The organism is Silicimonas lutimaris (assembly GCF_047314965.1).
Classification (GTDB): Bacteria; Pseudomonadota; Alphaproteobacteria; order Rhodobacterales; family Rhodobacteraceae; genus JAVJUV01.
Genome location: NZ_JBLBVK010000042.1, coordinates 1 through 24705 on the forward strand (window position 1 = coordinate 1; position 24705 = coordinate 24705).

The 24705-nt window shown below is 60.2% G+C and carries 27 protein-coding genes and 1 tRNA gene; 14 read left to right on the top strand and 14 right to left on the bottom strand.

Annotated features, from left to right (window positions below; all coding sequences use genetic code 11):
• The 4 genes from ACKLNI_RS06840 to ACKLNI_RS06855 all read left to right on the top strand — a co-directional run.
• On the top strand, positions 1-509 hold a 509-nt coding region (locus tag ACKLNI_RS06840), incomplete at its 5' end, for a hypothetical protein (protein WP_413718311.1).
• A gap of 577 nt (positions 510-1086) precedes the next feature.
• Entirely contained in the window at positions 1087-1500 is a 414-nt protein-coding gene (locus ACKLNI_RS06845; protein ID WP_413718312.1) for a hypothetical protein, read from the top strand.
• Between the two features lie 4 nt (positions 1501-1504).
• Positions 1505-1642: a hypothetical protein gene (locus ACKLNI_RS06850; protein ID WP_413718313.1), complete on the top strand. Its 138-nt coding sequence runs from the start codon at positions 1505-1507 to the stop codon at positions 1640-1642.
• 73 nt (positions 1643-1715) lie between these two features.
• Complete coding sequence (locus ACKLNI_RS06855) at positions 1716-2189, top strand: hypothetical protein (RefSeq protein ID WP_413718314.1); 474 nt, start codon at positions 1716-1718, stop codon at positions 2187-2189.
• Positions 2190-2300: 111 nt separating this feature from the next.
• On the opposite strand, the gene ACKLNI_RS06860 is transcribed toward ACKLNI_RS06855, so the two are convergent.
• Positions 2301-2386, bottom strand: a tRNA-Leu gene (locus tag ACKLNI_RS06860).
• Positions 2387-2441: 55 nt separating this feature from the next.
• Complete coding sequence (gene ypfJ, locus ACKLNI_RS06865) at positions 2442-3287, bottom strand: KPN_02809 family neutral zinc metallopeptidase (protein WP_413718315.1); 846 nt, start codon at positions 3285-3287, stop codon at positions 2442-2444.
• Between the two features lie 105 nt (positions 3288-3392).
• Between ypfJ and ACKLNI_RS06870 the strand changes: the two genes are divergently transcribed.
• Together ACKLNI_RS06870 and ACKLNI_RS06875 are read left to right on the top strand one after the other, a co-directional pair.
• A complete protein-coding gene (locus tag ACKLNI_RS06870) occupies positions 3393-3971 on the top strand; it encodes a YqaA family protein (protein WP_413718316.1) in 579 nt (192 codons plus the stop codon).
• Entirely contained in the window at positions 3968-4435 is a 468-nt protein-coding gene (locus ACKLNI_RS06875) for a disulfide bond formation protein B (RefSeq protein ID WP_413718317.1), read from the top strand. Before ACKLNI_RS06870 ends, ACKLNI_RS06875 begins: the two co-directional genes overlap by 4 nt.
• A gap of 46 nt (positions 4436-4481) precedes the next feature.
• On the opposite strand, the gene ACKLNI_RS06880 is transcribed toward ACKLNI_RS06875, so the two are convergent.
• Both ACKLNI_RS06880 and ACKLNI_RS06885 read right to left on the bottom strand, forming a co-directional pair.
• Positions 4482-4751, bottom strand: a complete 270-nt coding sequence (locus tag ACKLNI_RS06880) for an usg protein (RefSeq protein WP_413718318.1) — start codon at positions 4749-4751, stop codon at positions 4482-4484.
• A 98-nt stretch (positions 4752-4849) separates the two neighbouring features.
• On the bottom strand, positions 4850-5782 hold the full coding sequence (locus ACKLNI_RS06885) for a hypothetical protein (RefSeq protein WP_413718319.1): 933 nt from the start codon (positions 5780-5782) through the stop codon (positions 4850-4852).
• Between the two features lie 159 nt (positions 5783-5941).
• On the opposite strand from ACKLNI_RS06885, the gene gyrA reads away from it, so the two are divergent.
• From gyrA to gluQRS, 6 genes are all read left to right on the top strand, one after another.
• Positions 5942-8674 (top strand): DNA gyrase subunit A, encoded by a 2733-nt coding sequence (gene gyrA, locus ACKLNI_RS06890; RefSeq protein WP_413718320.1) that lies wholly within the window; start codon positions 5942-5944, stop codon positions 8672-8674.
• Between the two features lie 241 nt (positions 8675-8915).
• Complete coding sequence (locus ACKLNI_RS06895; protein WP_413718321.1) at positions 8916-9620, top strand: hypothetical protein; 705 nt, start codon at positions 8916-8918, stop codon at positions 9618-9620.
• Positions 9621-9828: 208 nt separating this feature from the next.
• On the top strand, positions 9829-10404 hold the full coding sequence (locus tag ACKLNI_RS06900; RefSeq protein ID WP_413718322.1) for a hypothetical protein: 576 nt from the start codon (positions 9829-9831) through the stop codon (positions 10402-10404).
• A gap of 38 nt (positions 10405-10442) precedes the next feature.
• Complete coding sequence (trmFO, locus tag ACKLNI_RS06905) at positions 10443-11801, top strand: methylenetetrahydrofolate--tRNA-(uracil(54)-C(5))-methyltransferase (FADH(2)-oxidizing) TrmFO (RefSeq protein WP_413718323.1); 1359 nt, start codon at positions 10443-10445, stop codon at positions 11799-11801.
• Positions 11802-11837: 36 nt separating this feature from the next.
• Positions 11838-12452: a class I SAM-dependent DNA methyltransferase gene (locus tag ACKLNI_RS06910; protein ID WP_413718324.1), complete on the top strand. Its 615-nt coding sequence runs from the start codon at positions 11838-11840 to the stop codon at positions 12450-12452.
• Positions 12449-13288 carry a tRNA glutamyl-Q(34) synthetase GluQRS gene (gene gluQRS, locus ACKLNI_RS06915; protein WP_413718325.1) on the top strand — a complete coding sequence of 280 codons (840 nt, stop codon included), beginning with the start codon at positions 12449-12451 and terminating at the stop codon, positions 13286-13288. The genes ACKLNI_RS06910 and gluQRS overlap by 4 nt, the downstream gene beginning before the upstream one ends.
• Positions 13289-13357: 69 nt before the next feature.
• Here the strand turns inward: gluQRS and hisI are convergent, their stop codons facing one another.
• Positions 13358-13717 (bottom strand): phosphoribosyl-AMP cyclohydrolase, encoded by a 360-nt coding sequence (hisI, locus tag ACKLNI_RS06920; protein ID WP_413718326.1) that lies wholly within the window; start codon positions 13715-13717, stop codon positions 13358-13360.
• Positions 13718-13782: 65 nt separating this feature from the next.
• Here hisI and ACKLNI_RS06925 point away from each other — a divergent pair, with 65 nt between their 5' ends.
• On the top strand, positions 13783-14235 hold the full coding sequence (locus tag ACKLNI_RS06925; RefSeq protein ID WP_413718327.1) for an iron-sulfur cluster assembly scaffold protein: 453 nt from the start codon (positions 13783-13785) through the stop codon (positions 14233-14235).
• Between the two features lie 185 nt (positions 14236-14420).
• On the opposite strand, the gene ACKLNI_RS06930 is transcribed toward ACKLNI_RS06925, so the two are convergent.
• The 5 genes from ACKLNI_RS06930 to sciP form a co-directional block, all read right to left on the bottom strand.
• Entirely contained in the window at positions 14421-14588 is a 168-nt protein-coding gene (locus ACKLNI_RS06930; protein ID WP_413718328.1) for a hypothetical protein, read from the bottom strand.
• An 83-nt stretch (positions 14589-14671) separates the two neighbouring features.
• Positions 14672-16762: an ATP-dependent DNA helicase RecG gene (gene recG / locus ACKLNI_RS06935; RefSeq protein ID WP_413718329.1), complete on the bottom strand. Its 2091-nt coding sequence runs from the start codon at positions 16760-16762 to the stop codon at positions 14672-14674.
• Positions 16759-18915: an NAD-dependent DNA ligase LigA gene (gene ligA, locus ACKLNI_RS06940; RefSeq protein WP_413718330.1), complete on the bottom strand. Its 2157-nt coding sequence runs from the start codon at positions 18913-18915 to the stop codon at positions 16759-16761. The genes recG and ligA overlap by 4 nt, the downstream gene beginning before the upstream one ends.
• A 75-nt stretch (positions 18916-18990) precedes the next feature.
• On the bottom strand, positions 18991-19710 hold the full coding sequence (gene ctrA, locus ACKLNI_RS06945; RefSeq protein WP_413718331.1) for a response regulator transcription factor CtrA: 720 nt from the start codon (positions 19708-19710) through the stop codon (positions 18991-18993).
• A gap of 92 nt (positions 19711-19802) precedes the next feature.
• Positions 19803-20081 carry a CtrA inhibitor SciP gene (gene sciP / locus ACKLNI_RS06950; protein WP_413718332.1) on the bottom strand — a complete coding sequence of 93 codons (279 nt, stop codon included), beginning with the start codon at positions 20079-20081 and terminating at the stop codon, positions 19803-19805.
• 134 nt (positions 20082-20215) lie between these two features.
• On the opposite strand from sciP, the gene mnmA reads away from it, so the two are divergent.
• Positions 20216-21361, top strand: a complete 1146-nt coding sequence (mnmA, locus tag ACKLNI_RS06955) for a tRNA 2-thiouridine(34) synthase MnmA (protein WP_413718333.1) — start codon at positions 20216-20218, stop codon at positions 21359-21361.
• A gap of 12 nt (positions 21362-21373) precedes the next feature.
• Here mnmA and lpxB read toward each other — a convergent pair whose 3' ends face one another.
• The 4 genes from lpxB to fabZ are packed head-to-tail and all read right to left on the bottom strand — an operon-like array spanning position 21374 to position 24573.
• A complete protein-coding gene (lpxB, locus tag ACKLNI_RS06960) occupies positions 21374-22534 on the bottom strand; it encodes a lipid-A-disaccharide synthase (RefSeq protein WP_413718334.1) in 1161 nt (386 codons plus the stop codon).
• Positions 22531-23322: an LpxI family protein gene (locus ACKLNI_RS06965; protein WP_413718335.1), complete on the bottom strand. Its 792-nt coding sequence runs from the start codon at positions 23320-23322 to the stop codon at positions 22531-22533. Before ACKLNI_RS06965 ends, lpxB begins: the two co-directional genes overlap by 4 nt.
• 1 nt (position 23323) lies before the next feature.
• On the bottom strand, positions 23324-24124 hold the full coding sequence (lpxA, locus tag ACKLNI_RS06970; RefSeq protein WP_413718336.1) for an acyl-ACP--UDP-N-acetylglucosamine O-acyltransferase: 801 nt from the start codon (positions 24122-24124) through the stop codon (positions 23324-23326).
• On the bottom strand, positions 24121-24573 hold the full coding sequence (gene fabZ / locus ACKLNI_RS06975; RefSeq protein ID WP_413718337.1) for a 3-hydroxyacyl-ACP dehydratase FabZ: 453 nt from the start codon (positions 24571-24573) through the stop codon (positions 24121-24123). Before fabZ ends, lpxA begins: the two co-directional genes overlap by 4 nt.
• Positions 24574-24705: the final 132 nt, after the last annotated feature.

A 24705-nucleotide genomic window follows, 5' to 3' on the forward strand; every position in this document is an offset into this window, starting at 1 on the left:
TGGCACTTGAGGCCCCGGGACGAAGCGCTCCCAAACTCGAACGCACCAGTGACAACAGCGTCACCATCCAACCCGACACGCAGGATCAGATACGCCAGCTGTATGGCCTGAAGACACAGGAGGCGGCCAACCTTCTTTTGGGAGTCGGCCTTAGTGCCCTTGGAAACGCAGGGTTCAATCAGCTCGAACTCGTTCCCGCCCTGGCCATCGAGAGGGAGCCGAGAGATGCCATCGAAGCCATGCTGGTCAACCAGATGGCCGCCACGGACTTTGCGACATCGTGCATGGCATCGCGGTTTCTCTCGGCAACCAGCCCAGAACTCAGGGAGACGTATGAGCGATCGTTGACGCGCCTTAATCGGACCTTCTTGGCGCAGGTGGAGGGTCTGAAGAAGTATCGAGCGAAAGCACAACAGGTCGTTCGGGTTGAACGCGTCGAGGTGAAAGACGGTGGTCAGGCCGTGGTGGGCGATATCAGCTACCGGAGGAGGGATGATGACGAAAGCTGACGATAGCCCCATGAACCCTGTCCATCGTCTCCGAAAAGCACCGCGATGTCACGCAACAGCAAAGTCCACCGGAGAGCGCTGCAAGTGCCCTGCGGTCCGGGGCTGGCGCGTCTGCCGTGTTCACGGCGCGGGAGGTGGCCACAAGGCCGGGCCGAGCCATCCAAGGTGGGTGCATGGAGGACGGTCAGGGGAGGCCATCATGGCTCGGCAGCTCTCAAACTGGCTCCAGCGAGCGGAGTTCGCCAAATGAGTGTGGCCGGCCAGTTAGCAAGAACGGCTCCGCTTCGCGCGAACGCTTTGGATTTCGTATCTTGCCAGACAACTGATCACCACAAAAGCCACTCAGAGCTTTCAAGCTCTTCCTCTCTGCTCCGCAATGCGACGGACGGAACTTTCCCATCCGAGACGGCGCTTCTTCATCACCACAAAGCAGCGTCCTTCCTGCGTTTGCGCTACTCAACCATCGAGAAAAGCGTCCCGAACGGGAGGGGGGGTACATCAATTTCCAGGGAAAAACGCCACGGACCGGCGGGGCTAGCCTTCCTGTCAGAAACGGTAACAAACGAGGTTTCAGGACATGGGAACACGAGGCCCAAAATCGCAGGAAGAATTGACCATTCCGAAGCCCGAAACGGAAGTTTCAGCGCGGATGGATGCGGATTATTCGCTGCGAGATGAAGAAAGCGAAGTCTGGAAGGCGATCACGGAAAGCCTGCCTGCCGACTGGATCAATGCGGGCAATGCGCCCGTCCTGGCGGCCTATTGCCGGGCCACGGTTTCAGCCCGCCGGATCGGGCAGCTTGTATATCAGGCGGAGAATGCCGACGCCTTCAATCCTGATGAGTTTCTTAAGCTGATCGCGGCGCATTCGAAGCTGGCGCAGACGATCAAGACGCTTGCAACAGCTCTCCGGCTGACACCGCAGTCCCGGTATCTCCCAAAGCAGGCAGATAAGGCACGGGCCGAGGGCCGCAAGCCATGGGAGTTTTAATCGGATGACCAGTGAACAGGAAGCCGAGATCGGATGGCGGATGGCGGAACAGGCGACCAAGGACATGGCCGAGTGGAAACGCCGCAACGGCCTAGCCAACAAGCAGATCGAACCGCAGCCAGCACCCCAAGGGAAAAGGTAAGAGCGGCATGACCGTGGAAACCCGCCGCCCCGCTCTTTGCATGTATGGCCAAAACTATTGAAAAGGTGACCAGATGGGCAGACCTAGAAAAAGCATCGAAGAATTGAAGCTGAAAGGCACATATCGCCCTCATCGGCACGGAAAGCCGGAGGAATTGCCGACAGGTGACTTTGATGAGGCGCTAAGTATGCCGAAAGGCATGTCCAAGCCTGCGCAGACCGTCTTCAAGCGGTTTCTGGCGAAGGCAACCTGGTTGGACGAAAGCCGCGAGGTAACTGCCCGCGTCTTCTGCGAACTGGTCGCCCAATTCGAGGCTGACCCGGTGGGTTTTCCGACATCACGGCTTACCATGCTAAGAAGTTACGGCGCTGACCTTGGGTTGACCGACCAGCGGATGCGCAAGGCGATGGACCCGAAGGCTGCCGAGCCGCTGGCGAAGATACTGGACGGGCGCAAGATCGATGGCCCTGTCAGGACCGGCACACCCGAGGCCGAGGCCCGCTGGAATGCGTTTCTGGAAGACTACGACCGAGAGCCTGACGCCTGAATCGCCAGAAAGCCCCCGCTTCCCCTATTTAGACTGCTTACTATTTGCTTACTAAGCCAACGAAGCGCCTTTCGAGCCTTCGCTTTTATTCCCCTAAGTCTTTGATTTTTTTGGTGCCCGAGGCGAGACTCGAACTCGCACGGTATCGCTACCGGCGGATTTTGAATCCGCTGCGTCTACCATTCCGCCACTCGGGCACACCTTGCCCTCTTATCGCGTCACGATCGCCTCGTGAAGCCCCAAGATTTGGACTCAGAGCTGCCGCGCGCCGAACGTGTCGCAGGCGCGGATATCGCCGGTCTCGTATCCCGTTGCGAACCACCTCTGGCGCTGCTCCGAAGTGCCATGCGTGAAGGTGTGAGGCTGGGGGATGCGCCCTGAGTTCCGCTGCAGGGTATCATCGCCGATCTGCTTCGCCGCGTTCATCGCCTCGGCGATGTCGCCCCTCTCTAGCGTACCAAACTTAGATTGCACCGCCCGGGCCCAGACGCCGGAATAGCAGTCGGCCTGCAATTCGATCCTGACGGAAATCGCGTTGGAGTCGGCTTCGCTGGACTGCGCGCGCACCCGGTTGGCCTGTCCCAGGATGCCAAGTTCATCCTGGACGTGGTGAGCGACCTCATGGGCCACGACATAGGCCGCTGCAAAGTCACCGCCCGCGCCCATGCGGCGTTCGAGCGTGGTGAAGAACCCTGTATCAAGGTAGACCTTTTTGTCTCCGGGACAGTAGAATGGCCCGGTCGCCCCGGAGGCCCCGCCGCAGGGAGATTGGGTGACCCCTTTGTAGAGAACAAGCGTTGGCGGGTTGTAGGTTTCGCCCACCTGTCTGCGGAAGATGTCGTCCCAGACCTCCTCCGTGTCGGCAAGAGTCACCGAGACAAACTCGCCGGCGCGCCTGTCGGCCTCGGTCAATTCGGTCTCGACAACCTGACCGCCACCGACGCCGCCTTGAAGAAGCGGGGTGACGTCAATTCCGAAAAAATAGCCCAGTCCAAGAATAATCAGCAAGCCGACCAGGCCGATGCTGCCTCCGCCGGTCATTGTGCGTCCGCGCCGATCCTCGATATTCCGGCTGCCGCGCCGTCCTTGCCACTTCATGAATGACCTCCGAAAAACACACACACCGCAGACTGTGCAACGTCGCAGGCTTGACGGCAACAACTCTGCATGTGTTCTAACATCAAAAAATGCGTAGGTAGTTTCATGATCCGCAGCCTTTACGACTGGACGATTTCTCTTTCCGCCCACCCTCGCGCTCTTTGGGCGCTGGCTTTCGTGGCCTTCATCGAGAGTTCGGTATTTCCGATTCCACCGGATATCCTGATGATCCCGATGATCCTTGCCGCCCCGTCTCGCGCATGGCTTATCGCGCTGGTTGCGACAGTTTCCTCCGTGGTCGGCGGTTTGTTTGGCTATTTCATCGGTGCGGTCCTGTTCGACACCGTCGGGCAGTGGGTATTCGATGTCTATGGCAAGGCCGATGCGGTCGAGGCCTTCAACGATCGTTTCAATGAATGGGGCGCATGGGCGGTTCTTGTAGCGGGGATTACGCCGTTTCCGTACAAGGTGATAACGATCATGTCGGGCTGGACGGGATTGTCGATCCCGGTCTTCGTGATAAGTTCGATTGTCGCCAGGGGCCTGCGCTTCTTCGTGTTGGCTGGGCTCCTGTGGAAGTTCGGCCCGCCCATTCGGGTCTTCATCGAGAAGTACCTGGGACTTCTCTTCACGTTGTTCGTCATTCTCCTGCTCGGAGGATTTTACGTGCTGAGGTACCTGTGACCCGCAAGAATCTGATGCTTTTGGCCGCCGCCGGTTCGTTCGCTCTTCTGGCGGGGGCATTCTTCTTCCAACTGCTTGGCTATGCCCCTTGCAAGCTTTGTATCTGGCAGCGTTGGCCGCATGGTGCCGCCATCGCGGCCGGCGCGCTGGTTGGCGCGCTGGGTCCGCTCACATTGCTTGGGATTATCGGACTCCTAGGCGCGCTGACGACGGCGGGGATCGGTGTCTATCATACCGGTATCGAGCGCGGATTTTGGGAAGGCCCGTCGGATTGCACCGGAGCGGGCGACACGCTCGCCGGCATGAGCGGATCGGACCTCCTGTCGCTCGACGCGCCAGTCGACATCGTCATGTGCGACGAGGTGGCTTGGGCATTCCTTGGCATTTCCATGGCCAGTTGGAATGCCCTGTTCTCTTTCGGCTTCGCATTGATCTGGTTCCTGGCGTTGCGTCAGCGCGCCTGAAGCATCCGCCGACGCTTGCCATACGTTTTGCCGACGCCTTGCCGACCTAGTGCAGCGTGAACTCTCCGGTCACGTTCCGCCATTCGCCGGGAGACAGCATCTTGCGATGAACGAACCGGACCGAGTGAAGCGGCCCCTCGATTTCGTCCTGCCAGAATTCGATAAACTTGAAGAGCCTCGGATGATCCGGCGCAAGATCGTAGTCCTGCCAGACAAACGTGTTCAGCACGTTCTTGTAATCCGGCATCCGGTAGAAGATCTCCGCCGTGGTCAGCCCGTATCCTTTCAGCAAAAGCTCGGTTTCAGAGACACTCATCATGACCTCTCAATCTGCCCCATGTGAAAATTGAGACACAGGACAGATTACTTTTCAATAAAAACAGCATGTTGGCACTCGACAAAGTCGGCTGCCAGCTACCGTTTCGTTGCGGTAAAGCGACAGCCGTTGGAATCCCTGCCATGCACCACATAGGCGTCGTCCGCCACGGTCCCGCGAGAACTGACCTTTCCGAAAAACAGCCCGAAATTCGTGGTCAGCGTTACCTGTCGCCCGACTACCTTGCCCACGACCTTGGCTCTCAGCCCCTGGCTGTTTCTGAGGTCTCCACTGAAGCCGTTGCCGCCGGTGTAACGTAGTGAGACCACCCCGGTGACCCTCTGGCCGGGCATTCTGGAATCGCGTCCGCAATTCGCTACATAAGTCCAGTTTCCTGGCATCGTCTGCGGCGTGACCGGGACCACTGGCATGGATTCACAGACCACTCCCTGACTGCTTTGAAGTACCTGCCAGAAGGCGTCACTTTCCATGCTGTAAAGGGCCTGATCCAGTCCCTTTTCTTTCAGAAAGGTCTCGTAGCCCCTCGTGGTCTTCCGCCCGGCAACACCATCCGGCGTGCCGGTTTCACACCCAACGGAATTCAACGCCTGCTGGATCGCCCGCATGCGCTCCTTTGGATCCAGAGGCGCAGGCGGAATCCCGGCCAATTCTGGTGGGGAAACTGTAAGTTGGTCCCCATAGATCTGGCCCTCCATCGTATTTCCTGACGGTGGCGGCGGCGGTACGAGGCTCTGTCCTCTGATCTGTGCATCGAGTACCGCCACGTTCAATTCGCCGAGAAACCCGCCGGCGCGGATCGTCGCCGCCTCGGGCGAATTCGGGTACTCGGTCACGACGCGGTCGAGTATGCGTCTGACGTCGACAAGGACGCCCTGCCTTTGCTCTCCCTCAAGTGTTGTGGCATAGCGGTTGAGATTTACGGCGCTTTCGACGAGTGTTCGAGCATCCTGAGCAAACGCGACACCCGCGCTCAACGCCATAACCAAAAGAAAAACACCAATTCTATGCATGAAAGGCTCCCCTGATCTATTCCTTAAAGGGTAGCCGCCAGACCCAAAGGTGCCAATGACATTATCTATCAGCGCCGCAATTCGGCATTGCACCCAATCCTTGCGGTCTGATAACGTCTGACCAACCAGATGTAGACGTTGAAAAAACGCGAGAGAGCTTTGACAGATACGCCAGAACCTCCTGAAAACATGGACGAAACGCCGCCAGAGCGGCCTGTCTACGATGGACCAACGGTATCCATCGAAGAGGAGATGCGTAATTCATACCTCGATTATGCGATGTCGGTCATCGTCAGTCGGGCCATTCCGGACCTGCGCGACGGGCTGAAACCTGTGCATCGCCGCATCCTTTTCGCGATGCACGAGACCGGAAATACGCACGACAAGGCCTACCGCAAATCCGCGCGCCCCGTCGGCGACACGATGGGCAAGTACCACCCGCACGGGGACAGCGCGATCTATGACGCGCTGGTGCGCATGGCTCAGCCATTCTCGATGTCTCTGCCCCTGCTCGACGGTCAGGGCAACTTCGGGTCGATGGACGGGGATAACCCGGCGGCGATGCGCTACACCGAAGTGCGTATGGACAAGCCGGCCGCTGCGCTACTTGCCGATATTGAAAAGGAAACGGTTGATTTTCAGGACAATTACGACGGCAAGGATCGCGAGCCCTCTGTCCTGCCCGCGCGGTTTCCGAACATGCTGGTCAACGGAGCCGGCGGGATCGCCGTCGGCATGGCGACCAATATCCCTCCGCACAACCTTGGTGAAGTCGTCGATGCCACGCTGGCGCTGATCGAAGACCCGGACCTGTCGACGGAGCGGTTAATGGAGTTCATCCCTGCCCCGGACTTTCCCACAGGCGGGGTAATCCTTGGCCGGTCGGGCGCCAGGAAAGCCTATCTCGAAGGGCGTGGCAGCGTCATCATTCGTGCCAAGACGCGCGTCGAGGAAATTCGTAAGGACCGCTACGCGATCGTTCTCGACGAGATCCCCTACCAGGTGAACAAGGCGTCGATGATCGAAAAGATCGCCGATCTCGTCCGCGAAAAGAAGATCGAAGGCATCTCCGGCGTTCAGGATGAATCCGACCGCGTCGGCGTACGCGTGGTTGTCGAACTGAAGCGGGATGCTACGCCGGAAGTCGTGTTGAACCAGTTGTTCCGCTTTACACCGATGCAGACGTCGTTTGGTTGCAACATGCTCGCGCTGAACGGCGGGCGTCCCGAACAGCTGACGCTTCGGGATTTCCTTTCATATTTCATAGCCTTCCGCGAAGAAGTTGTCGCAAGGCGAACGGCATACGAATTGCGCAAGGCGCGGGAGCGCAGCCACGTGCTGTGCGGCCTCGCGGTTGCCGTTTCTAACGTCGACGAAGTCGTCGCCACCATTCGCTCGTCCGCGGACGCCGCTGAAGCGCGTGAGAAACTCATGGAGCGCCGGTGGCCCGCCGAGGAGATCGCGCCGTTCATCCGGCTGATCGATGACCCGACGCATACTATGAACGACGACGGCACCTACAACCTGTCCGAAACGCAGGCGCGAGCCATCCTCGAACTGCGTCTCCAGCGCCTCACCCAACTGGGCGTGAAGGAAGTCACCGACGAGTTGGAAGAGCTGGCGGCCAAAATCAAGGATTACCTCGACATTCTCGGCTCGCGCGAGCGGATCATGGCAATCATCTCGGATGAACTGCGCGAAGTGAAGGACCAGTTCGCCGTACCTCGTCGTACCGAGATCGTTGACTGGTCCGGTGACATGGAAGACGAGGACCTCATCGAGCGTGAGGACATGGTCGTTACCGTGACCGAGAGCGGTTACATAAAGCGCACGGCCCTAGCGGAATTCCGGGCCCAGAAGCGCGGCGGCAAGGGGCTGTCCGGCGGCGCTCTCAAGGAAGACGACGTCGTCACCACGTTGTTCGTGGCCAATACTCATACACAACTATTGTTCTTCACCACTGACGGTATGGTCTACAAACTGAAGACGTGGCGCCTGCCCCTTGGCGGCCGCACGTCTCGCGGGAAGGCCATCGTGAACATACTGCCTATCCCGCAGGGTGTTTCCATCGCGGCGATCATGCCGGTCGACGTTCCCGATGAAGAATGGGACAACCTGCAGATTTTCTTTGCGACATCGGATGGAGACGTCCGCCGCAACGCGCTGTCCGATTTCACCAACGTGAAGTCGAACGGCAAGATCGCGATGAAACTGCCCGATGGCGTCAGCCTCGTGAACGCAAGGATCTGCAACGAGGACGACGACGTCATGCTGGTGACGGCTCTTGGCCGTGCGATCCGCTTCCCGACCACGGAAGTCCGTGTGTTCAAGGGCCGCGACTCGACCGGCGTTCGGGGTATCAGGCTGGCCGAGTCCGACCGGGTTGTCTCGATGTCCGTTATCCGGCACTTCGAAGCCGATCCTGCCGAACGCGCCGCCTATCTCAAGCAGCGCAGGCTGATGGCTGGTGGCGTGGAAGAAGAAATCGAGGCCGATGACGACGAAGAGGCCGTGGCCGAGGGTCAGCTCAGCCCCGAGCGGTACGCCGAGATGTCCGCGTCCGAAGACCTGATCCTGACGATTACATCTGGCGGTTCTGGCAAGCTCTCGTCCTCGCATGACTATCCTGTGCGTGGACGTGGGGGCCAGGGCGTTATGGCCATGGACAAGGCGATGCGCGGCGGCCCGCTGGTGGCCTCCTTCCCTGTCGAAGTCAGCGACCAGATTATGCTTGCGACATCCACCGGACAGTCCATCCGGGTTCCGGTGGACGGAATTTCGTTCCGGTCCCGATCGGCCGGCGGCGTCAAGGTGTTCAACACGTCGAAAGGCGAAGAGGTTGTATCCGTCGCCTGGATCGCCGAGCAGGACGACGAGTCCGAGACGGAATAACGTCCGAGAAGTTACCGCAGGCCGGAGCTTACCTTTGGTAAGTCCATTTCTCTGACTGATTTCGAGACTTTTGTGGTTAACGTAAAAAGTTAATTTTACTCGTTAACCATATGTTTATATTAATCTTCCATTAACAGCCGCCCTCTGCCACAACTCTCTCTGCCGGGTGGGTAGACGAGAGGGTAAAGCGATGAAGGCTCAAGCTGTTATTGCGTGTGTTGCGATTTTTCTGGGTTCCCCCGTGTTTGCGCAAAGCAGTCTGGGCATCACCGGCGCTACCCTGGAAGCGGGCTCGACCGAGGACGAAAATGGAAGGCAGAATGCCGGCTTCGCTTCCTCGGTCGATGTTCGGATCACCGAGGTGCATGGGCTCCAGGGCGATCTGGGCTTCTACGAAACCGCGACCGGCACGATCGGCCAGTTGACTGGCCACCTCTACATGGCTCCGCGTCCAGGACAAAAATACGGGCTCTTTCTGTCTCTGTCCGATGCCGACGGACGCTCCATGGCATGGGTTAGCGCGGGCGCCGAGGGGATGCTTTCACTTGGCGAGACGACCACTGTGGAAGGACGGCTGGGGCTGGGAGCTGCTGATGGAAATTCAATGGATTACATATTCGGGGGCCTTTCGCTTGTCCATTCATTGACTCCAAGTCTGGAAATCGAGGCGGCCCTGGATGTGGCCGACTTTGACGAGGCCGGTTTTCGGGCCACATCTGTCGAAACCGCTCTCACAATGCGCTACAGTCCGGAGGGAGCGCCCTGGGGCCTCTATGCCAGTGCAACGCACTCGGATCTGGTTGGCCGTGACGGCGCCCCTGCTGCAACACGCATCGGACTGGGGATCACCTTCAACTTCGGCGCGTCTGGCGGAACGGATCCTTCAACCCGCATGTTCAGAAAAGCCGATCCGTTCGGTCCCCTTGTCCGCCGCGGGCTCTGGTAAGTTTCCAAATCAAAGGCGTTCTGTCGGGTTCGGATGGCATCGCCATTCGAACCCGCCGCTTTTCTGACCCATTTCACGCAAGGAAATTCCGCTTCAGCGCCCAACAAACGCCACTCTATCAGCAAAAATAGACCGAAGCCTCCGTCCACGGACGCTGTGTTTCTATTTCGTGTTCATGTTTTCTGCTGAATTGACGAAAGGATAACCAATGCGGGAGGCTGAGAAGTCATTCTTTGTCCGCTTGTCTGCACACGGCGTCGCACGCCTTCTGATCACGTCCTATTTCATGGCGCTGGGTTTCGGCCTGATTGACGGCGCAGATGTCGGCGTGCTCTTCATGCCCTTCGTAGAGCAACCGGTTGCCGGTCTCCTGGCCGGAGTGCTGGTGGTGGCCCTTTCTTCCATGGTTCTCTTCGGAATTTATCGGCTGCCGGCAACACTCGTTTTGGCGCTTGCGATCTTCTGGGCAAGCTACCTGACAATGGTGGTACAGACCGGGCACGCGGATGTAGGCGGTTTCTGGCGGGACCTCGCCCTGATCGCGGGCCTTCTTCTGACAAGGGGGGAAGACACGTCTTCCCTGACAATTGCTCCCTTCGGCTTTCTTTCCACTGCCTCCGGAACGGAAAGGCGCAGCGAGCATGTCGTGAAAGTGCACAAGCCACGGGAAAACCTCCCAGAGGAAACCGGGTCGCATGTTCAGAACACGGCGCGGCCTGGCCACACCCGTCGCGTGCGCTCTGAAATCTACCGGCAGGACTTCGAGGTCGTTCGCGTGTCCTGACCCTTTTCAAAACCTGACGCGGGCGATACATCGCCCTCATGTCGGATAAACTTCACATCATTGGCGGTGGTCTCGCGGGCTCCGAAGCTGCGTGGCAGGCTGCCAGTCTTGGTATCAAAGTCGTCATCCACGAGATGCGGCCTGATGTAGAGACCTTCGCCCACAAGACCGGCAACCTTGCCGAGATGGTCTGCTCCAATTCGTTCCGCTCTGACGACGATGAGCAGAATGCGGTCGGCCTCCTTCATTGGGAAATGCGACAGGCGGGCGGGTTGATCATGGAGATGGGCGACCGTCATCGGCTTCCCGCGGGTGGGGCCTTGGCGGTCGACCGTGATGCCTTCTCCGAGGCCGTAACCGAACGCCTGCGTTCTCATCCGAATGTATCCGTCGAGGCCGGTGAAATCACTCGTTTGCCCGACGATGGCCACTGGATCATTGCTACCGGTCCTCTGACCTCGGGAGCGCTGGCCGAAGCCGTGCGCGCCGAAACCGGTGAAGATGCCCTCGCCTTCTTCGATGCCATCGCACCGATCGTCTATGCCGACACGATTGACATGTCGGTGGCGTGGGAACAGTCGCGCTACGACAAGGGCGAAACCGAGGAAGAGCAGAAGGCCTACATCAACTGCCCGATGACTAAACCCGAGTACGAGGCCTTCATCGACGCGCTTTTGGCTGCCGACAAGGCCGAGTTCCACGAAGGTGAAACGGCGGGGTATTTCGATGGCTGCCTGCCGATCGAGGTGATGGCCGAGCGCGGGCGTGAAACCTTGCGCCACGGACCGATGAAGCCCGTGGGCCTCACAAACCCCCACGACCCCCAGACCAAGGCCTATGCCGTTGTCCAGCTTCGTCGCGACAACAAGCTTGGCACGCTCTACAACATCGTCGGTTTCCAGACGAAGATGAAATATGGTGCTCAGACCGAGGTCTTCCGCATGATCCCGGGGCTTTCCGATGCGAAGTTCGCGCGCCTTGGCGGCATTCACCGCAACACGTTCCTCAATAGCCCTCGCTTTCTGGATCGCCAGATGCGCCTCCGGACCAAACCGAACATACGTTTTGCCGGACAGATCACCGGTGTCGAAGGCTATGTGGAATCTGCGGCAATGGGGCTGTTGGCGGGCCGACTGGCCGCGGCGGAGATACAAGACCGCATCCTTCCCGAAGTGCCGCCGACAACGGCGACAGGGGCGCTTGTCACCCACATCACCGGAGGTGCGGACGCCAAGACGTTCCAGCCCATGAACGTCAACTTCGGCCTGTTCCCTCCTGTAGACGCAAAGGGCGGCCGTCGCGGCCGCCGTGACCGCTACAAGGCCTATACCGACAGGGCCAAGGCCGACTGGAGCGGTTGGCTGGTGGCGCAAGGCGACAGTCTTGCCGCAGAGTGATGGACGCAGCCAGACCGGTCGCATAGTCTCCGCGCCATGACAGGAGATCCGAAAGACAAGCTTTGGACCCGGCACACCGTCGGAGAAACCAGGCAGATCTACGCGACCTGGGCCGAGACCTATGACAAGGACGTGGCAGAGTGGGGCTATGCCACACCGGGGCGGGTGGCGATGGCCTTGCGCCGTTCCGGCGCAAACCCCGACAAACCGGTTCTTGATTTCGGTTGCGGGACCGGCCTGTCGGGACTTGCGTTGAAGGCCACTGGATTTTCCCAGATCGACGGCACCGACATATCGCCCGAGATGTTGGACAAAGCCCGCGAGCGCGGCATTTACACGCATCTTTGGGAAGGCGAGCCCGGAAATTTGGGACACGTCAAACGCGGCGCGTATCCGATCATCGTGGCAACCGGCGTGATCAGCCTCGGCGCCGCCCCCCCCGAGACACTGGACATGCTGGTAGACGTGCTGCCTTCGGGCGGGTTTCTGGCTTTCAGCTTCAACGACGCCACCCTGGCGGACCGCGGCTATACCGACCGCCTCGACATTGCGGTACTGGCCCCCGATATAGAATTGGTATTCGAGGAAGATGGCCCCCATCTTCCCGCCAAGAACATGATGTCCACAGTCTACGTTCTCAAACGCACGTGATCTTCCGTACCCGCTTTGCCCCCTCGCCCACGGGCCCGCTTCATATTGGCCACGCCTACTCGGCGATCCTCGCGCACGACATGGCACGAGCTGCGGACGGCGCGTTTCTGCTTCGGATGGAGGACACGGATCTCGAGAGGTCCAAGCCCGAATGGGATACTCTGATTCAGGAAGACCTCGCCTGGCTCGGTCTGTCGTGGGACGGCCCGATTCACCGCCAGTCCGAGCATGTCGACAGCTACAACGCGCGGCTTGATACGCTTGCTGCACGCGGCCTGCTCTACCCGTGTTCCTGCACCCGAAGCGATATCCGCGCGGCCCTTGCGGCGCCCCAGGAGGGCGTTACCCACCAGGTCTATCCCGGCACATGCCGGGGCCGTCCGATGTCGGAGCGGACACCAGGCGATGCGATCCGACTTGATCTCTCGCGGGCACTCGACGGCCTGGAACCCGCGTCTCTGGTCTTCGAGGAGACAGGTCCGTCGTCACCCGGCACGCACATGCTCCATCCGGAGATCGTTCTTCGCACGATCGGCGACGTTGTCCTTGGCCGCAAGGGGGATGGAATCGTCGCGTATTTCCTTGCCTCAGCGTTCGACGACGCCGATCAGAAGATCAACCATGTCATTCGCGGCGAGGACCTGTTCGACTTCACGCCCGTTCAGGTCATTCTCCAGCATCTCTTCGGCTTGCCCACGCCAATCTACCACCATCACCGACTGATCCGGGACGAGGCAGGCACGCGCCTGGCCAAGCGGGACGACGCCCGTGCGATCCGCACCTATCGCGACGACGGAGCGACGCCTGCCGATATCCGACGCATGGTCGGCCTCTGAAATTCTTCCAGGCGAAAATCGGGCGGGGTCCGGGGCGGAGCCCCTGCGGATCGGCGCGCGTCAGCGCGTCTATCCCATCGGCGCCAGGAGTTCGACCTCGTCTCCGTCCCGCACCGCCGTGTAGAAACAGCTCCTGCGGTTCGTGTGGCAAGCCGGCCCGGTCTGGCGCACGACAAGCAGCAGGCAATCACGGTCGCAATCGACGCGGAAGTCGACAAGTTCCTGGATATGACCCGAGGTCTCGCCCTTGGTCCAGAATGCCTGGCGCGACCGTGACCAGTAGGTCACCCTGCCCGTCTCCAGCGTCCGCGCAACGGCCTCTGCATTCATCCATGCCAACATAAGGACCGCGCCGTCATTCTCGTCTTGCGCGATTGCCGGGATCAGGCCCTTTTCATCGAAGCGAAGACTTGCGGGATCGAAAGCCATGAGCCAATCCTTTCCTTGAGCGGCGGAAGACCCTAGATAATGGGGTGAAGGCGGGAAGGAAAGACATGGCCGAGACTGATCTCATCAAGCTTTATTCGGGACGTATCCTCGAGCTGGCAGCGGACATCCCGCTTACGAACCGGCTGGAGAGTCCCGATGCCACTGTCAAAAAACGCTCGCCGCTCTGCGGATCGACCGTGACGGTCGACGTTTCACTGAAAGAAGGCCGTATCTCGGATTTTGGCCAGGATGTGAAAGCCTGTGCGCTGGGTCAGGCCTCGGCGTCGGTCCTCGCCCGGCACGTTATCGGTCGAACGCGGGCCGAAATCGAGACGGCACGCGACCAACTGCGCGCGATGCTGACGGAAAACGGTCCCGTCCCGGACGCGCCCTTTTCCGATTACGCAGTGCTCGAGCCTGCCCGCGATTTCCGCAACCGCCATGCGTCGATCATGTTGGCACTCGATGCCACGGCGGAGGCCGTGTCGGACGCCGAAGCGCGCGCGGACTGCGCCTGATCCCCAGAGCTAGCTCAAAAAAACCGCCGCGCATCCGGGGACGGATGGCGGCGGAAGTGGCGTATCTGGTGTGAAGACCGGTCGAAGGCCTGGGACAAGGCCACACGAGGGACAAGCTCTGGCGCATCGGTTGTGGGACAGGATGCGCGACCGGTAATCCAGACCGCAGGCAGATCAGGTGAAGATCAAAGCAGGCTCGGCAGCGACAATCCGGTGAAAAAGATCACGACCAGAGCAGCGACGCTGGCAAAATCCTGAGCCAGGGTTCCGGCGTTACGGGAAAGTGTTTCTCTCAGTTCAGCCATCTCAATGGGTTCCTTCTTCGTCGGGATCAGGCAGCGGGCGGGCTGCATTTGTTAACGTAGTGTTCGCAAATGTTCTTCAATCTGTAAAGAACTTTTTGAGAACATTAGTGAACAAATTGCTCACTCGCTCTCTAACCAACTGAAATCATTTGGATCGCGCTATCCTGCTTCATCAACCAGAGAAGAACACGCGCAGCTTTTCCGCGGCGTGAAACCAGGGCCGGATCGTCACCGATCAATTTGCGTGCGTCGTCACGCGCCATCGCCTGAAGCCCGGCTTGCCGTTCCAGGTCCGCGATACGAAACCGCGGCAATCCTGACTGCGCCGTGCCCAGAACGTCGCCCGCGCCCCGCATCGCAAGGTCTTCTTCGGCGATACGGAATCCGTCCTCGGTTTCCCGGAGCGTTTCCAGCCGTCTACGCCCGCCCTCGGTCAGTGGTGGCTGGTACATCAACAGGCAGGTGGATTTCTCCGCTCCGCGCCCGACCCTGCCCCGCAACTGATGAAGTTGCGCCAATCCGAAATGCTCCGCCCGTTCGATCACCATGATCGACGCGTTCGGAACATCGACACCAACCTCGATCACAGTTGTTGCGACAAGAACCTTGGTCTCTCCGGCCGCGAAAGCCGCCATCGCCGCGTCTTTTTCGGTCGGCGGAAGTTGACCATGAACCAACCCGACAACGCCCTCGCCAAAGGTTGCACGCAGACGTTTGTACCTGTCCTCCGCCGCCGTCAGATCACTGACCTCGCTTTCATCGACAAGCGGGCAGACCCAATAGGCTTGCTTGCCTTCGGCTACGGCCCTTTTCAGATGATCCACGACTTCGTCGATGCGCCCCGCCGACACCAGCGCCGTTGATATGGGTGTTCGGCCTGGTGGCTTTTCATCGAGGACAGACACATCCATATCGCCATATTGCGCAAGGCTCAGAGAGCGCGGGATGGGAGTGGCGGTCATCACCAGAACGTCCGCCTTTTCCCCTTTCGCGCCCAAGGCCATGCGCTGCGCCACACCGAAGCGATGCTGCTCATCGACGATCGCCAGGCGCAGATCCCGGAAAATTACGTCATCCTGAAACACCGCGTGGGTTCCAACGAGGATCTGGATGTCGCCCGCCTCAAGAGCGGCAAGTTTGGCCTTCCGTTCGGCCCCCTTGTCGCGCCCGGTGAGAATCTCGATCACTACCCCGGCGGCTTCCGCCAACGGTTTGAGGCCTTGCAGATGCTGCCGCGCCAGGATTTCGGTCGGCGCCATCATCACACCCTGCCCGCCTGCCTCGACGGCAACCAGAAGCGCCATCAGCGCCACCAGCGTCTTGCCGGCTCCGACATCGCCCTGTAGCAGCCGGTTCATTCGTTCGGGTGAAGCCATGTCCGCCGATATCTCGCGCACGGCACGCTCCTGCGCAGATGTCGGCCGATACGGAAAGGCGTCCAGCACCTTGGCCTGAAGCCTTCCAGTCGCGACCGAGGGATGACCTTTACGCTTGCGGCGTCTCAGTCGAACCAGCGCCAGCGTCAACTGGTGCGCAAACAACTCGTCATAGGCCAGTCGCGTGCGTGCCGCGGCACCCGGTGACAGGTCTTCCGAACCGCGCGGGGCATGCGCAGAACTCAGTGCTTCGCGCCATCCGGGCCAGCCTTCCCGTGCGATGAGCCCTGGATCGATCCATTCTTCGAGGTCCGGCGCACGGGCCACCGCGGCTGACGCGGCCTTTGCCATGACCTTCAGCGTTACACCCTGGGTCAGGGGATAGACCGGTTCGAACTCCGGCAGGCTGCTGCCTTCGTCCACCGGCAGGATATGATCGGGATGAACCATCTGGGCCACGCCATCGAAAATCTCGACACGGCCCGAGACAATGCGACGCTCGCCGACGGGGAATTGTCGCTTCAGCCAGTCTTCCCGCGCATGGAAGAAAACCAGTTGAAAGGCGATCTCGCGATCCGACACGTCGATGCGGTAGGGCCGCCCCTTCGAGCGCGGCGGATGATGGCGCTCGACCGTGACCTCCGTCGTCGCGACGACCGGGAAATGAAGCCCCTGTATCGACGGACGAAGGCGGCGGTCGACACCGGAGGTCGGCAAGGTGAAGAGAAGATCGCGCGGACTCTCGATGTCCAGGTTTTCGAAAAGCCTGGCAGTCTTCTCCCCGATGCCCGGCAATGTCTCGAGCGAGGCAAAAAGGGGAAAAAGAATTTCCGGACGTCCGCTCATGCGTCTCCGATCAATTCAAGCCAGCTGTCTTCGTCGATCATCTCGATACCCAGTTCTTCCGCCTTCTTCGCCTTGGACCCCGCGCCGGGACCCGCGATGACAAGGTCGGTCTTCGCCGACACCGAACCTGCAACCTTTGCACCCAGAGCCTCGGCACGGGCCTTGGCCTCGGCTCGCGTCATCTTCTCGAGCGACCCTGTGAAAACGACCGTCTTGCCGGCGACTGGACTGCCGGTCGCGCGCGCGGCGGGAGCCTCGATCGTCAGCAACGCCACCAGGCGATCGATCGATTCCCGCTCATGTGCCTGCGCCAGCGCGGTGACCAGCGACTGGGTCAGCGTCACGCCAACTCCATCGATCGCCAGAAACTCCGACCATGCCGGGCTGGCCGCCAATGTCTCTCGACTGGGGCCCTGTATCGCCGCTGGCTCTGTTGCTGCTCGATCGGCGGCATCGGCAAGGCCATCCCAGGTGCCGAAAGCCCGCGCCAGATCTTTTGCCGCCACTTCTCCCAGGTGCCGGATACCAAGCCCGAACAGCAACCTGTGGAATGCGATCGTCCGGCGCTGCCGAATTGCCGAGAAGAGGTTTTCGGCCGATTTCGCGCCCCACCCCTCACGGTTCTTCAACTGCTGCAGGCCGCTCCCGTAGCGCTCTTCGAGAAGGAAGATGTCCGCCGGTTCCCGAATCCACCGGTCCTCGAAGAACTGTTCGACCTGCTTGGCACCCAGGCCCTCGATGTCGAAGGCTGCCCGGCTGACGAAATGCTTGAGTTTCTCGACAGCTTGCGCCGGACAGATCAGTCCGCCGGTGCAGCGCCGCACCGCGTCCCCTTCTTCGCGGATCGCTTCCGACCCGCATTCGGGACAAATGTGCGGGAAGGCGTAGGGTACGGCTGTTTCCGGACGCTTCGACAGATCGACGTCCGCGACCTTTGGGATCACGTCCCCTGCGCGATAGACCTGAACCCAGTCGCCCACGCGGATATCCTTGCCATCCCGGATGGGTTGTCCGTTGGAATCCCGCCCCGCGATGTAGTCCTCGTTGTGAAGGGTTGCGTTCGACACCACGACGCCGCCCACAGTCACAGGCGTCAGGCGGGCAACCGGACTGAGGGCGCCTGTCCTGCCCACCTGGATGTCGATTGCTTCCAGTCGCGTCCACGCCAACTCCGCTGGGAACTTGTGAGCAATGGCCCACCGCGGCGTCGTAGAGCGAAACCCCAACCGGGCCTGAAGCGACAGGTCGTTCACCTTGTAGACGACCCCATCGATGTCGTAGCCAAGCGTTGCGCGACGGGCCTCGATGTCCCGGTAATGCTCCAGCATGTCCTCAGGGCCAGTGCAGAGCCGGGTAAGGGGATTCGTGCGGAACCCGAGAGCGGCAAGTTTCCCGATTGCACCGATCTGGGTGTCGGCAAGCGACTGGCTGACACTTCCCCAGGCATAGGCGAAGAAACGCAATGGTCTGCCGGCGGTTACGCTGGGGTCCAACTGCCTCAGAGAGCCGGCCGCGGCATTTCGGGGGTTCGCAAAGGTCTTGCCGCCGTCCGCTGCCTGACGGGCGTTCAACGCGGCGAAATCCTCATGGCTCATATAGACCTCGCCCCGCACCTCCAGAACGTCGGGCGCATCCGTCAGCGTCTGAGGAATATCGGAAATGGTGCAGGCATTTGCCGTGACGTTCTCGCCGACGCTTCCATCGCCACGTGTTGCGGCATGGACTAAACGACCGGCCTCATAGCGCAGAGACAGCGACAGGCCGTCGATCTTCGGCTCAGCCGTGTAGTCCAGTTCCTCGTTTTCGCTCAAACCCAGGTACTTGCGAACCGAGCGATCGAATTCCGCGACTTCGGTATCGTCGAACGCATTGCCGAGAGAAAGCATCGGCACCGAATGCGCAATCTTCTGAAACCCCTCGGCGGGAGCGGCACCAATCTGGTCGCTCGGCGAATCCCGGCGCTTCAGTTCGGGAAATCGCGCTTCGATCTCGGCGTTTTCACGCTTCAGCCGGTCATACTCGGCATCGCTGATCTCCGGCGCATCGGCCTGATGATAAGCCTTGTTTGCACGATCCAGAATCCCGGCGAGTTCAACAAGGCGCCTTTCGGCTTCTTCCCGTGTCAGAGTGTCGACATCGAACTGGTCCTGCATGAACCTCTCCCGGAACGCTTTCCCAATGGATAGGGGGCGTCCCGGAAGAGGTCCAGACTGCTCTCATATTGTTTGTCACGCAGAGGCCGCGATACGCCGGTTCCCTTCTTGTATTGCCGGTTGAGGGTCTCTCAGGACATAGCCGCGTCCCCATACTGTCTCGATATAATTGTCACCGTCTGTCGCGATGCTGAGTTTCTTGCGAAGTTTGCAGATGAAAACATCGATGATCTTCAGTTCGGGCTCATCCATTCCGCCATAGAGGTGGTTCAGGAACATCTCCTTGGTCAGCGTGGTTCCCTTGCGCAGGGAAAGAAGTTCCAGCATCTGGTACTCCTTCCCGGTGAGATGAACGGTCTTGCCATCCGCCTCGACCGTTTTTGCATCCAGGTTCACGGTGACCTTTCCGGTATGGATCAGAGATTGGGCGTGACCCTTCGAACGACGGATAATCGCATGGATCCGCGCGACCAGTTCCTCGCGATGGAAGGGCTTTGTCAGGTAATCGTCGGCGCCGAAACCAAAACCCCGGATCTTGCTTTCGGTATCATCAGTCCCGGTCAGGATCAGGATTGGCGTTTCGACACGGGCAAGGCGCAGTTGCCTCAGCACCTCGTGACCATCCATATCCGGGAGATCGAGATCCAAGAGGATCAGATCATAGTCATACAGTTTGGCCAGATCGATCCCTTCCTCGCCCATATCCGTTGCATAGACGTTCAGATTGGCATGGCTCAGCATCATCTCGATGCTCTTGGAGGTTGTCGGGTCATCTTCAACCAATAGTACGCGCATATGACTTCTCCGCAGAATGAACTCGTTTGGTCTAATTTCTGAATGCAATTGGTTAACTACAGGTTACCCTCAAAATATTATAGAAATACACGCTATGGTTGTCTATAGCGTTGCAAGGTCGTCGCTTTCAGCGCTCTCTCCCCGTGTCGCTCAACTGCGGATTGCCACCCCTCAAGCTCCTCATCCGAAAGGGAATACCGTGAAATGGCTTCTTCCCGAGTGATCAATCCAAACTCCAATGCGCGTACGACAGCGGCCTTGCGGCTGGCGACCCACCGACGCGTGGATGGTTCCGGAAGATCGGCCCGCGACATCACGCTGCCATCCGGAAGGGTTATCGCCCGCGGTCCGTCAACCTTCTTCAGATACATCGCAAGTCACGCCATCAACTTCGGAACGAACCGCAATTTGCCGCGGCGATCTTAATCGAGGGTGAAGGCTGGCCTTGTGAGTGCGGCGAATTTTCCTATATTCCAACAGACCTTCCGTTCCATAGGTGCACCTCATGGCGCTGGACCGCAGCGACAGCCTGAATTCACTTGGTTTTCCAAAACCCCCTTCGGAGACACGCGTTGTCGTGGCGATGTCGGGTGGCGTCGATTCATCTGTTGTGGCGGCTGAACTTGCCCGTGAAGGCTATGATGTCGTCGGAGTGACACTCCAGTTGTACGACCACGGTGCGGCGCTGGCCAAGAAAGGCGCCTGCTGCGCGGGGATCGATATCCATGACGCGCGCCGGGTCGCCGAAACCATGGGGTTTCCGCACTATGTTCTGGATTACGAGAACATCTTTCGGGACGCCGTCATCGACGAATTCGCCGACAGTTACCTCGCGGGTGCAACGCCGGTCCCGTGTATCAGGTGCAACGAGCGGGTGAAGTTCAAGGATCTCCTGGAAACCGCCAAGGATCTCGATGCCGATTGCATGGCGACGGGCCACTACATCCAGCGGAAAATGGGTACGCACGGCCCCGAGCTCCACCGGGCCGCAGACCATGCGCGGGACCAGTCCTATTTCCTGTTCTCGACCACGCCGGAGCAGCTGGAGTTCCTGCGATTTCCCTTGGGGCACCTTGCGTCCAAGGACGAAACCCGCGCGCTTGCGGCGCGGCACGGGCTTTCCGTGGCCGACAAGCCGGACAGCCAGGACATCTGCTTCGTTCCCGACGGCAACTATGCGGGGGTGATCGAGAAGCTGCGTCCCGGCGCCGCCGAGCCCGGGCAGATCGTGCATGCCGACGGCCGTGTCTTGGGCGAGCACCGGGGCGTCATCCATTACACGATCGGGCAAAGGCGGGGGCTGGGAATCGGCGGCCTAGATGAGCCGCTCTATGTCGTGAAACTCGATGTTGATCAGCGACGCGTTGTGGTCGGCCCGAAAGAAATGCTGGCAACCCGCCGTGTCCCGGTGCGCGAAGTCAATTGGCTGGGCGATGCACCTTTTGCATCTGCTTTGGAATGGCACGTCGCTGTCAAGATTCGTTCCACGAAGCCGCCAATGGATGCCATCTTGCGGCCAATCTCACCGACAGAGGCAGAGGTGGAATTACTGACCCCTGAGGAAGGCGTGTCGCCCGGTCAGGCCTGCGTGTTCTACGAACCGGGCGGAAGCCGCGTCTACGGCGGTGGCTGGATATGGCGCGGCGCCTGAAAGTCTCGGCGACTATTCCAACGCCCTCAGAACGGAACGCGCCGCTCGAATGCCCGGCGCTTCTTCCCCCTGCCCCAGCGCCTTCATCGTAGCCTCCATCGCAGCCTTCTGCGTCTCGCGCGCAGCCTCGTCAGTCAGAAGCGATGTCAGCGCTGCACCGATCGGTCCGGGCTGGCAGGCCGGTCCCAGGAATTCTGGAACGGCCTTCTGGCCGGTCACAAGGTTCACAAGCGTAACGGTGTCGACCTTCGCCATGCGGCTCATGATCTGCCACGACAGCCAGTTCATGTCATAGGCGACCACCATCGGAGTGGCATTGGCGGCAAGTTCGAGCGACACCGTGCCGGACGCGGCAAGGGCCACGTCTCCGGCCCGGAATGCGGCGCGTTTTCGTGCCGCGGCTTCCGCATCGCCTCGCGGGTCCAGAACGACCGGAGAACCAGGCCACGACCTGACGGCGTCCCGTACGGCCGAAGCAACCGGCGCGGCAGCGGGGACGACGACCCTTGCGCCCGGAACCTTAGAGACGACCACGCGGAGGGCTTCGCCGAAGATCGGCGCCAGCCTGGAAACCTCGGCCCGACGGGAACCGGGCAGTGCAAGAATCAGGGGTGCCTGACCCAGCCCTTCGCGGTGCCGGAATGCAGCGGCCTCGTCTTTCGAGGCAACCGGCTCCGATACGACGGGATGCCCCACGAAGTCGCAGGTCATGCCTGCGGCCTCCATGTAGGGCGGCTCGAACGGCAACAGCGCCAGCACGTGATCCACGTCCCGAGCCATCTTCTCGGCTCGTCCGGAGCGCCATGCCCAGACCGAGGGGGCCACGTAGTGAACCGTGCGGATACTCTTGGCCGCATCTTTGACCTTGTGGGCCAGACGCAGAGAGAAATCCGGGCTGTCTATGGTGACCAGACCGTCCGGTTGCCATGCCACGCAGTCATTCGCTGTCTCCTGAAGACGTCGCTTCAACTCGGGATACTTTGGCAGCACCTCCGCGATGCCCATGACCGACAGCTCGTCCATCGGAAACAGGCTCTCCATCCCTTCGGCCTGCATCAACGGTCCCGCCACGCCTCGGAACTGGATGCCGGGCGCCAGCAATTTCAATCCCGTCATCAGCGCCGCGCCAAGCTTGTCGCCCGAGGGCTCGCCTGCAAGCATGTAGAGTTTCACCCGCGCACCCAAAGGAACATGCCACGCTCATCTAGGCCCTTGACGATGTCCGCAAGCCCGATGGAAAGGACGCCGCCCGCAGAGATCACAATCCCATCCAGACCCGCTCGCGCCGCCTTGACGACGGTCTCACTGCCGATCGTTGGCATGTCGATCCGCAAATCCTGACCCGGTTTCGGTGTCTTGAAGAATATGCCACCGGTTTGGCCGTGGCGGAAGGAAACGAGGCTTTCCAGCATCCAGTCGGTCCCTGGAAGCGCCTCCACGGCCAACGCCTGGCCCTTGTGAACGACGCAGGACTGGCCGACATCAGCCGCTCCAAGCGCTTCGACGATCTGTTCCGCACGCTCCGCATCACGTTCATTCTGGGTATCGGGTTTTCGGGCCGTCAGAACGCCGGGCGGAGGCAGGAGGTCGGGAGAGACCTCATGTGCCCCCCTGACAGTCAAGCCCGCCTCTTCGAAGAACCCGAGGACGGTCCGAAGCGCGGCATCGTCCCCCTCCTGAAGTGCCTTCATCATGCGGGGAACCAGCGGCAGTGTCGCGGCATCGACGGCTGCAGGATCAAGCGGTGGCCGCCGGATAGCGCCGGCAAAACAGACCTCGGTCACACCCCGGTCTTTCAGATTTGTTATGAAACTTCCAAGCTGCTCAATCCGGAATTCAACGTCGACTGCCAAGGCATCAGGCGGAAAGCCTTCAAGAGCCGCCACCATGAGTTCGCCTTCCACTGATTGCGCGACAGCATCCGGCAAGCGGCCTCGTCCCGCGATCAGCGCCAGCGTCACCTCAACGCTCCGGTGTCAGATAGCTGCGGTCACTGGCTCCAAGAACGAATTCCACGATCTCGCGCACATATGCGCTTTCCGTCTCGTCTCCGAGACGCCGGGCTCGATCCTGAAAGGCGCCCTCACCCTGTGCCAGCATCTGAAAGGCAGCGCGGAGCGCAGTGATGTCGCCGCGGTCCACGCCCTTGCGCTTCAGTCCGACAAGGTTCAGCCCGTCCAGTGTTCCGCGCGGTCCTTGGACAAGACCGTAAGGGATCACGTCGTTTGTCACCATCGTCACGGCACCGATGATAGCGCCCCGCCCGATCCGGACCCATTGGTGAATGCCTGACAGGCCACCAATGATGACGTCGTCCTCGATCACGCAATGGCCCGCAATTGCGCCCTGATTGGCCACGATCACGCGGCTGCCGACCGTCGCATCGTGGGCCACGTGAGCTCCGGTCATGAACAGGCAATCGTCTCCGACACGGGTCAGTCCGCCTCCGCCGGCTGTCCCCGTGTTCATGGTGACGCCTTCGCGGATCTTGTTGCGTTTTCCGACAACAAGACGGGTCTCTTCGCCATCGAATTTCAGGTCCTGCGGAATCTCTCCGATCACAGCGCCTGGAAAGACGACCGTTTCGTCACCGACCTCGGTCATGCCCGTCACCACGGCGTGCGACTTGATCTCCACGCCGGCGCCAAGAGTGACCTTGGAGCCGATGAGAGAAAACGGGCCGATCCTCGTGCCCGGTCCGATGCTTGCGCCCTCCTCGACGATTGCCGAAGGATGAATATGGGCCGAGGAATCGACGCTCACTTTGGCAGATCCATCATGGCCGTGAATTCACATTCGCAGGCGATCTCGTCTCCGACTGAAGCCACGCCACGGAACTTCCATACTTTGCCGCCGCCCCGCACGGTTTCGACCGCCATGCGCAACGTGTCGCCCGGTCCGACCTTGCGCCGGAACTTCACGTTGTCGATGGCCATGAAGTAGACACCGAAATTCTTGTCGGCGAGGTCCATACCCACGCCAACCACCACTGCGGCCGTTTGCGCCATGGCCTCAACCATCAGCACACCCGGCATGACAGGCATGCCTGGGAAGTGACCTGTGAACTGGGGCTCGTTCATGGTGACGTTCTTGATCCCCACCCCTCTTGCGGTCCCCTCGATGTCGACAACGCGGTCAACCAGAAGGAACGGGTATCGATGTGGGATGATCCTTTGGATCAGCTCGATATCGGCGGTCTTCAGATCGCTCATGAGTGCCTCGTCCTTGTTGTTTTAAAAGGGGTATCAAGCCGGCGAGCCATCGGCAAGGCACAGCGCGCAAAGGTGGCGAATGGTCGGAGCGCCCGGAAAAGCTGCAAGAATATACGGTTTGTGGTATTCTGA

Bases quoted from the DNA above. Each gene is read 5' to 3' on its own strand.
- ACKLNI_RS06845 (WP_413718312.1), top strand. From the start codon at position 1,087: ATGGGAACACGAGGCCCAAAATCGCAGGAAGAATTGACCATTCCGAAG.
- ACKLNI_RS06850 (WP_413718313.1), top strand. From the start codon at position 1,505: ATGACCAGTGAACAGGAAGCCGAGATCGGATGGCGGATGGCGGAACAG.
- ACKLNI_RS06855 (WP_413718314.1), top strand. From the start codon at position 1,716: ATGGGCAGACCTAGAAAAAGCATCGAAGAATTGAAGCTGAAAGGCACA.
- ypfJ (WP_413718315.1), bottom strand. From the start codon at position 3,287: ATGAAGTGGCAAGGACGGCGCGGCAGCCGGAATATCGAGGATCGGCGC.
- ACKLNI_RS06870 (WP_413718316.1), top strand. From the start codon at position 3,393: ATGATCCGCAGCCTTTACGACTGGACGATTTCTCTTTCCGCCCACCCT.
- ACKLNI_RS06880 (WP_413718318.1), bottom strand. From the start codon at position 4,751: ATGAGTGTCTCTGAAACCGAGCTTTTGCTGAAAGGATACGGGCTGACC.
- ACKLNI_RS06885 (WP_413718319.1), bottom strand. From the start codon at position 5,782: ATGCATAGAATTGGTGTTTTTCTTTTGGTTATGGCGTTGAGCGCGGGT.
- ACKLNI_RS06900 (WP_413718322.1), top strand. From the start codon at position 9,829: ATGCGGGAGGCTGAGAAGTCATTCTTTGTCCGCTTGTCTGCACACGGC.
- trmFO (WP_413718323.1), top strand. From the start codon at position 10,443: ATGTCGGATAAACTTCACATCATTGGCGGTGGTCTCGCGGGCTCCGAA.
- ACKLNI_RS06910 (WP_413718324.1), top strand. From the start codon at position 11,838: ATGACAGGAGATCCGAAAGACAAGCTTTGGACCCGGCACACCGTCGGA.
- hisI (WP_413718326.1), bottom strand. From the start codon at position 13,717: ATGGCTTTCGATCCCGCAAGTCTTCGCTTCGATGAAAAGGGCCTGATC.
- ACKLNI_RS06925 (WP_413718327.1), top strand. From the start codon at position 13,783: ATGGCCGAGACTGATCTCATCAAGCTTTATTCGGGACGTATCCTCGAG.
- ACKLNI_RS06930 (WP_413718328.1), bottom strand. From the start codon at position 14,588: ATGCAGCCCGCCCGCTGCCTGATCCCGACGAAGAAGGAACCCATTGAG.
- recG (WP_413718329.1), bottom strand. From the start codon at position 16,762: ATGAGCGGACGTCCGGAAATTCTTTTTCCCCTTTTTGCCTCGCTCGAG.
- ligA (WP_413718330.1), bottom strand. From the start codon at position 18,915: ATGCAGGACCAGTTCGATGTCGACACTCTGACACGGGAAGAAGCCGAA.
- ctrA (WP_413718331.1), bottom strand. From the start codon at position 19,710: ATGCGCGTACTATTGGTTGAAGATGACCCGACAACCTCCAAGAGCATC.
- sciP (WP_413718332.1), bottom strand. From the start codon at position 20,081: ATGTATCTGAAGAAGGTTGACGGACCGCGGGCGATAACCCTTCCGGAT.
- mnmA (WP_413718333.1), top strand. From the start codon at position 20,216: ATGGCGCTGGACCGCAGCGACAGCCTGAATTCACTTGGTTTTCCAAAA.
- fabZ (WP_413718337.1), bottom strand. From the start codon at position 24,573: ATGAGCGATCTGAAGACCGCCGATATCGAGCTGATCCAAAGGATCATC.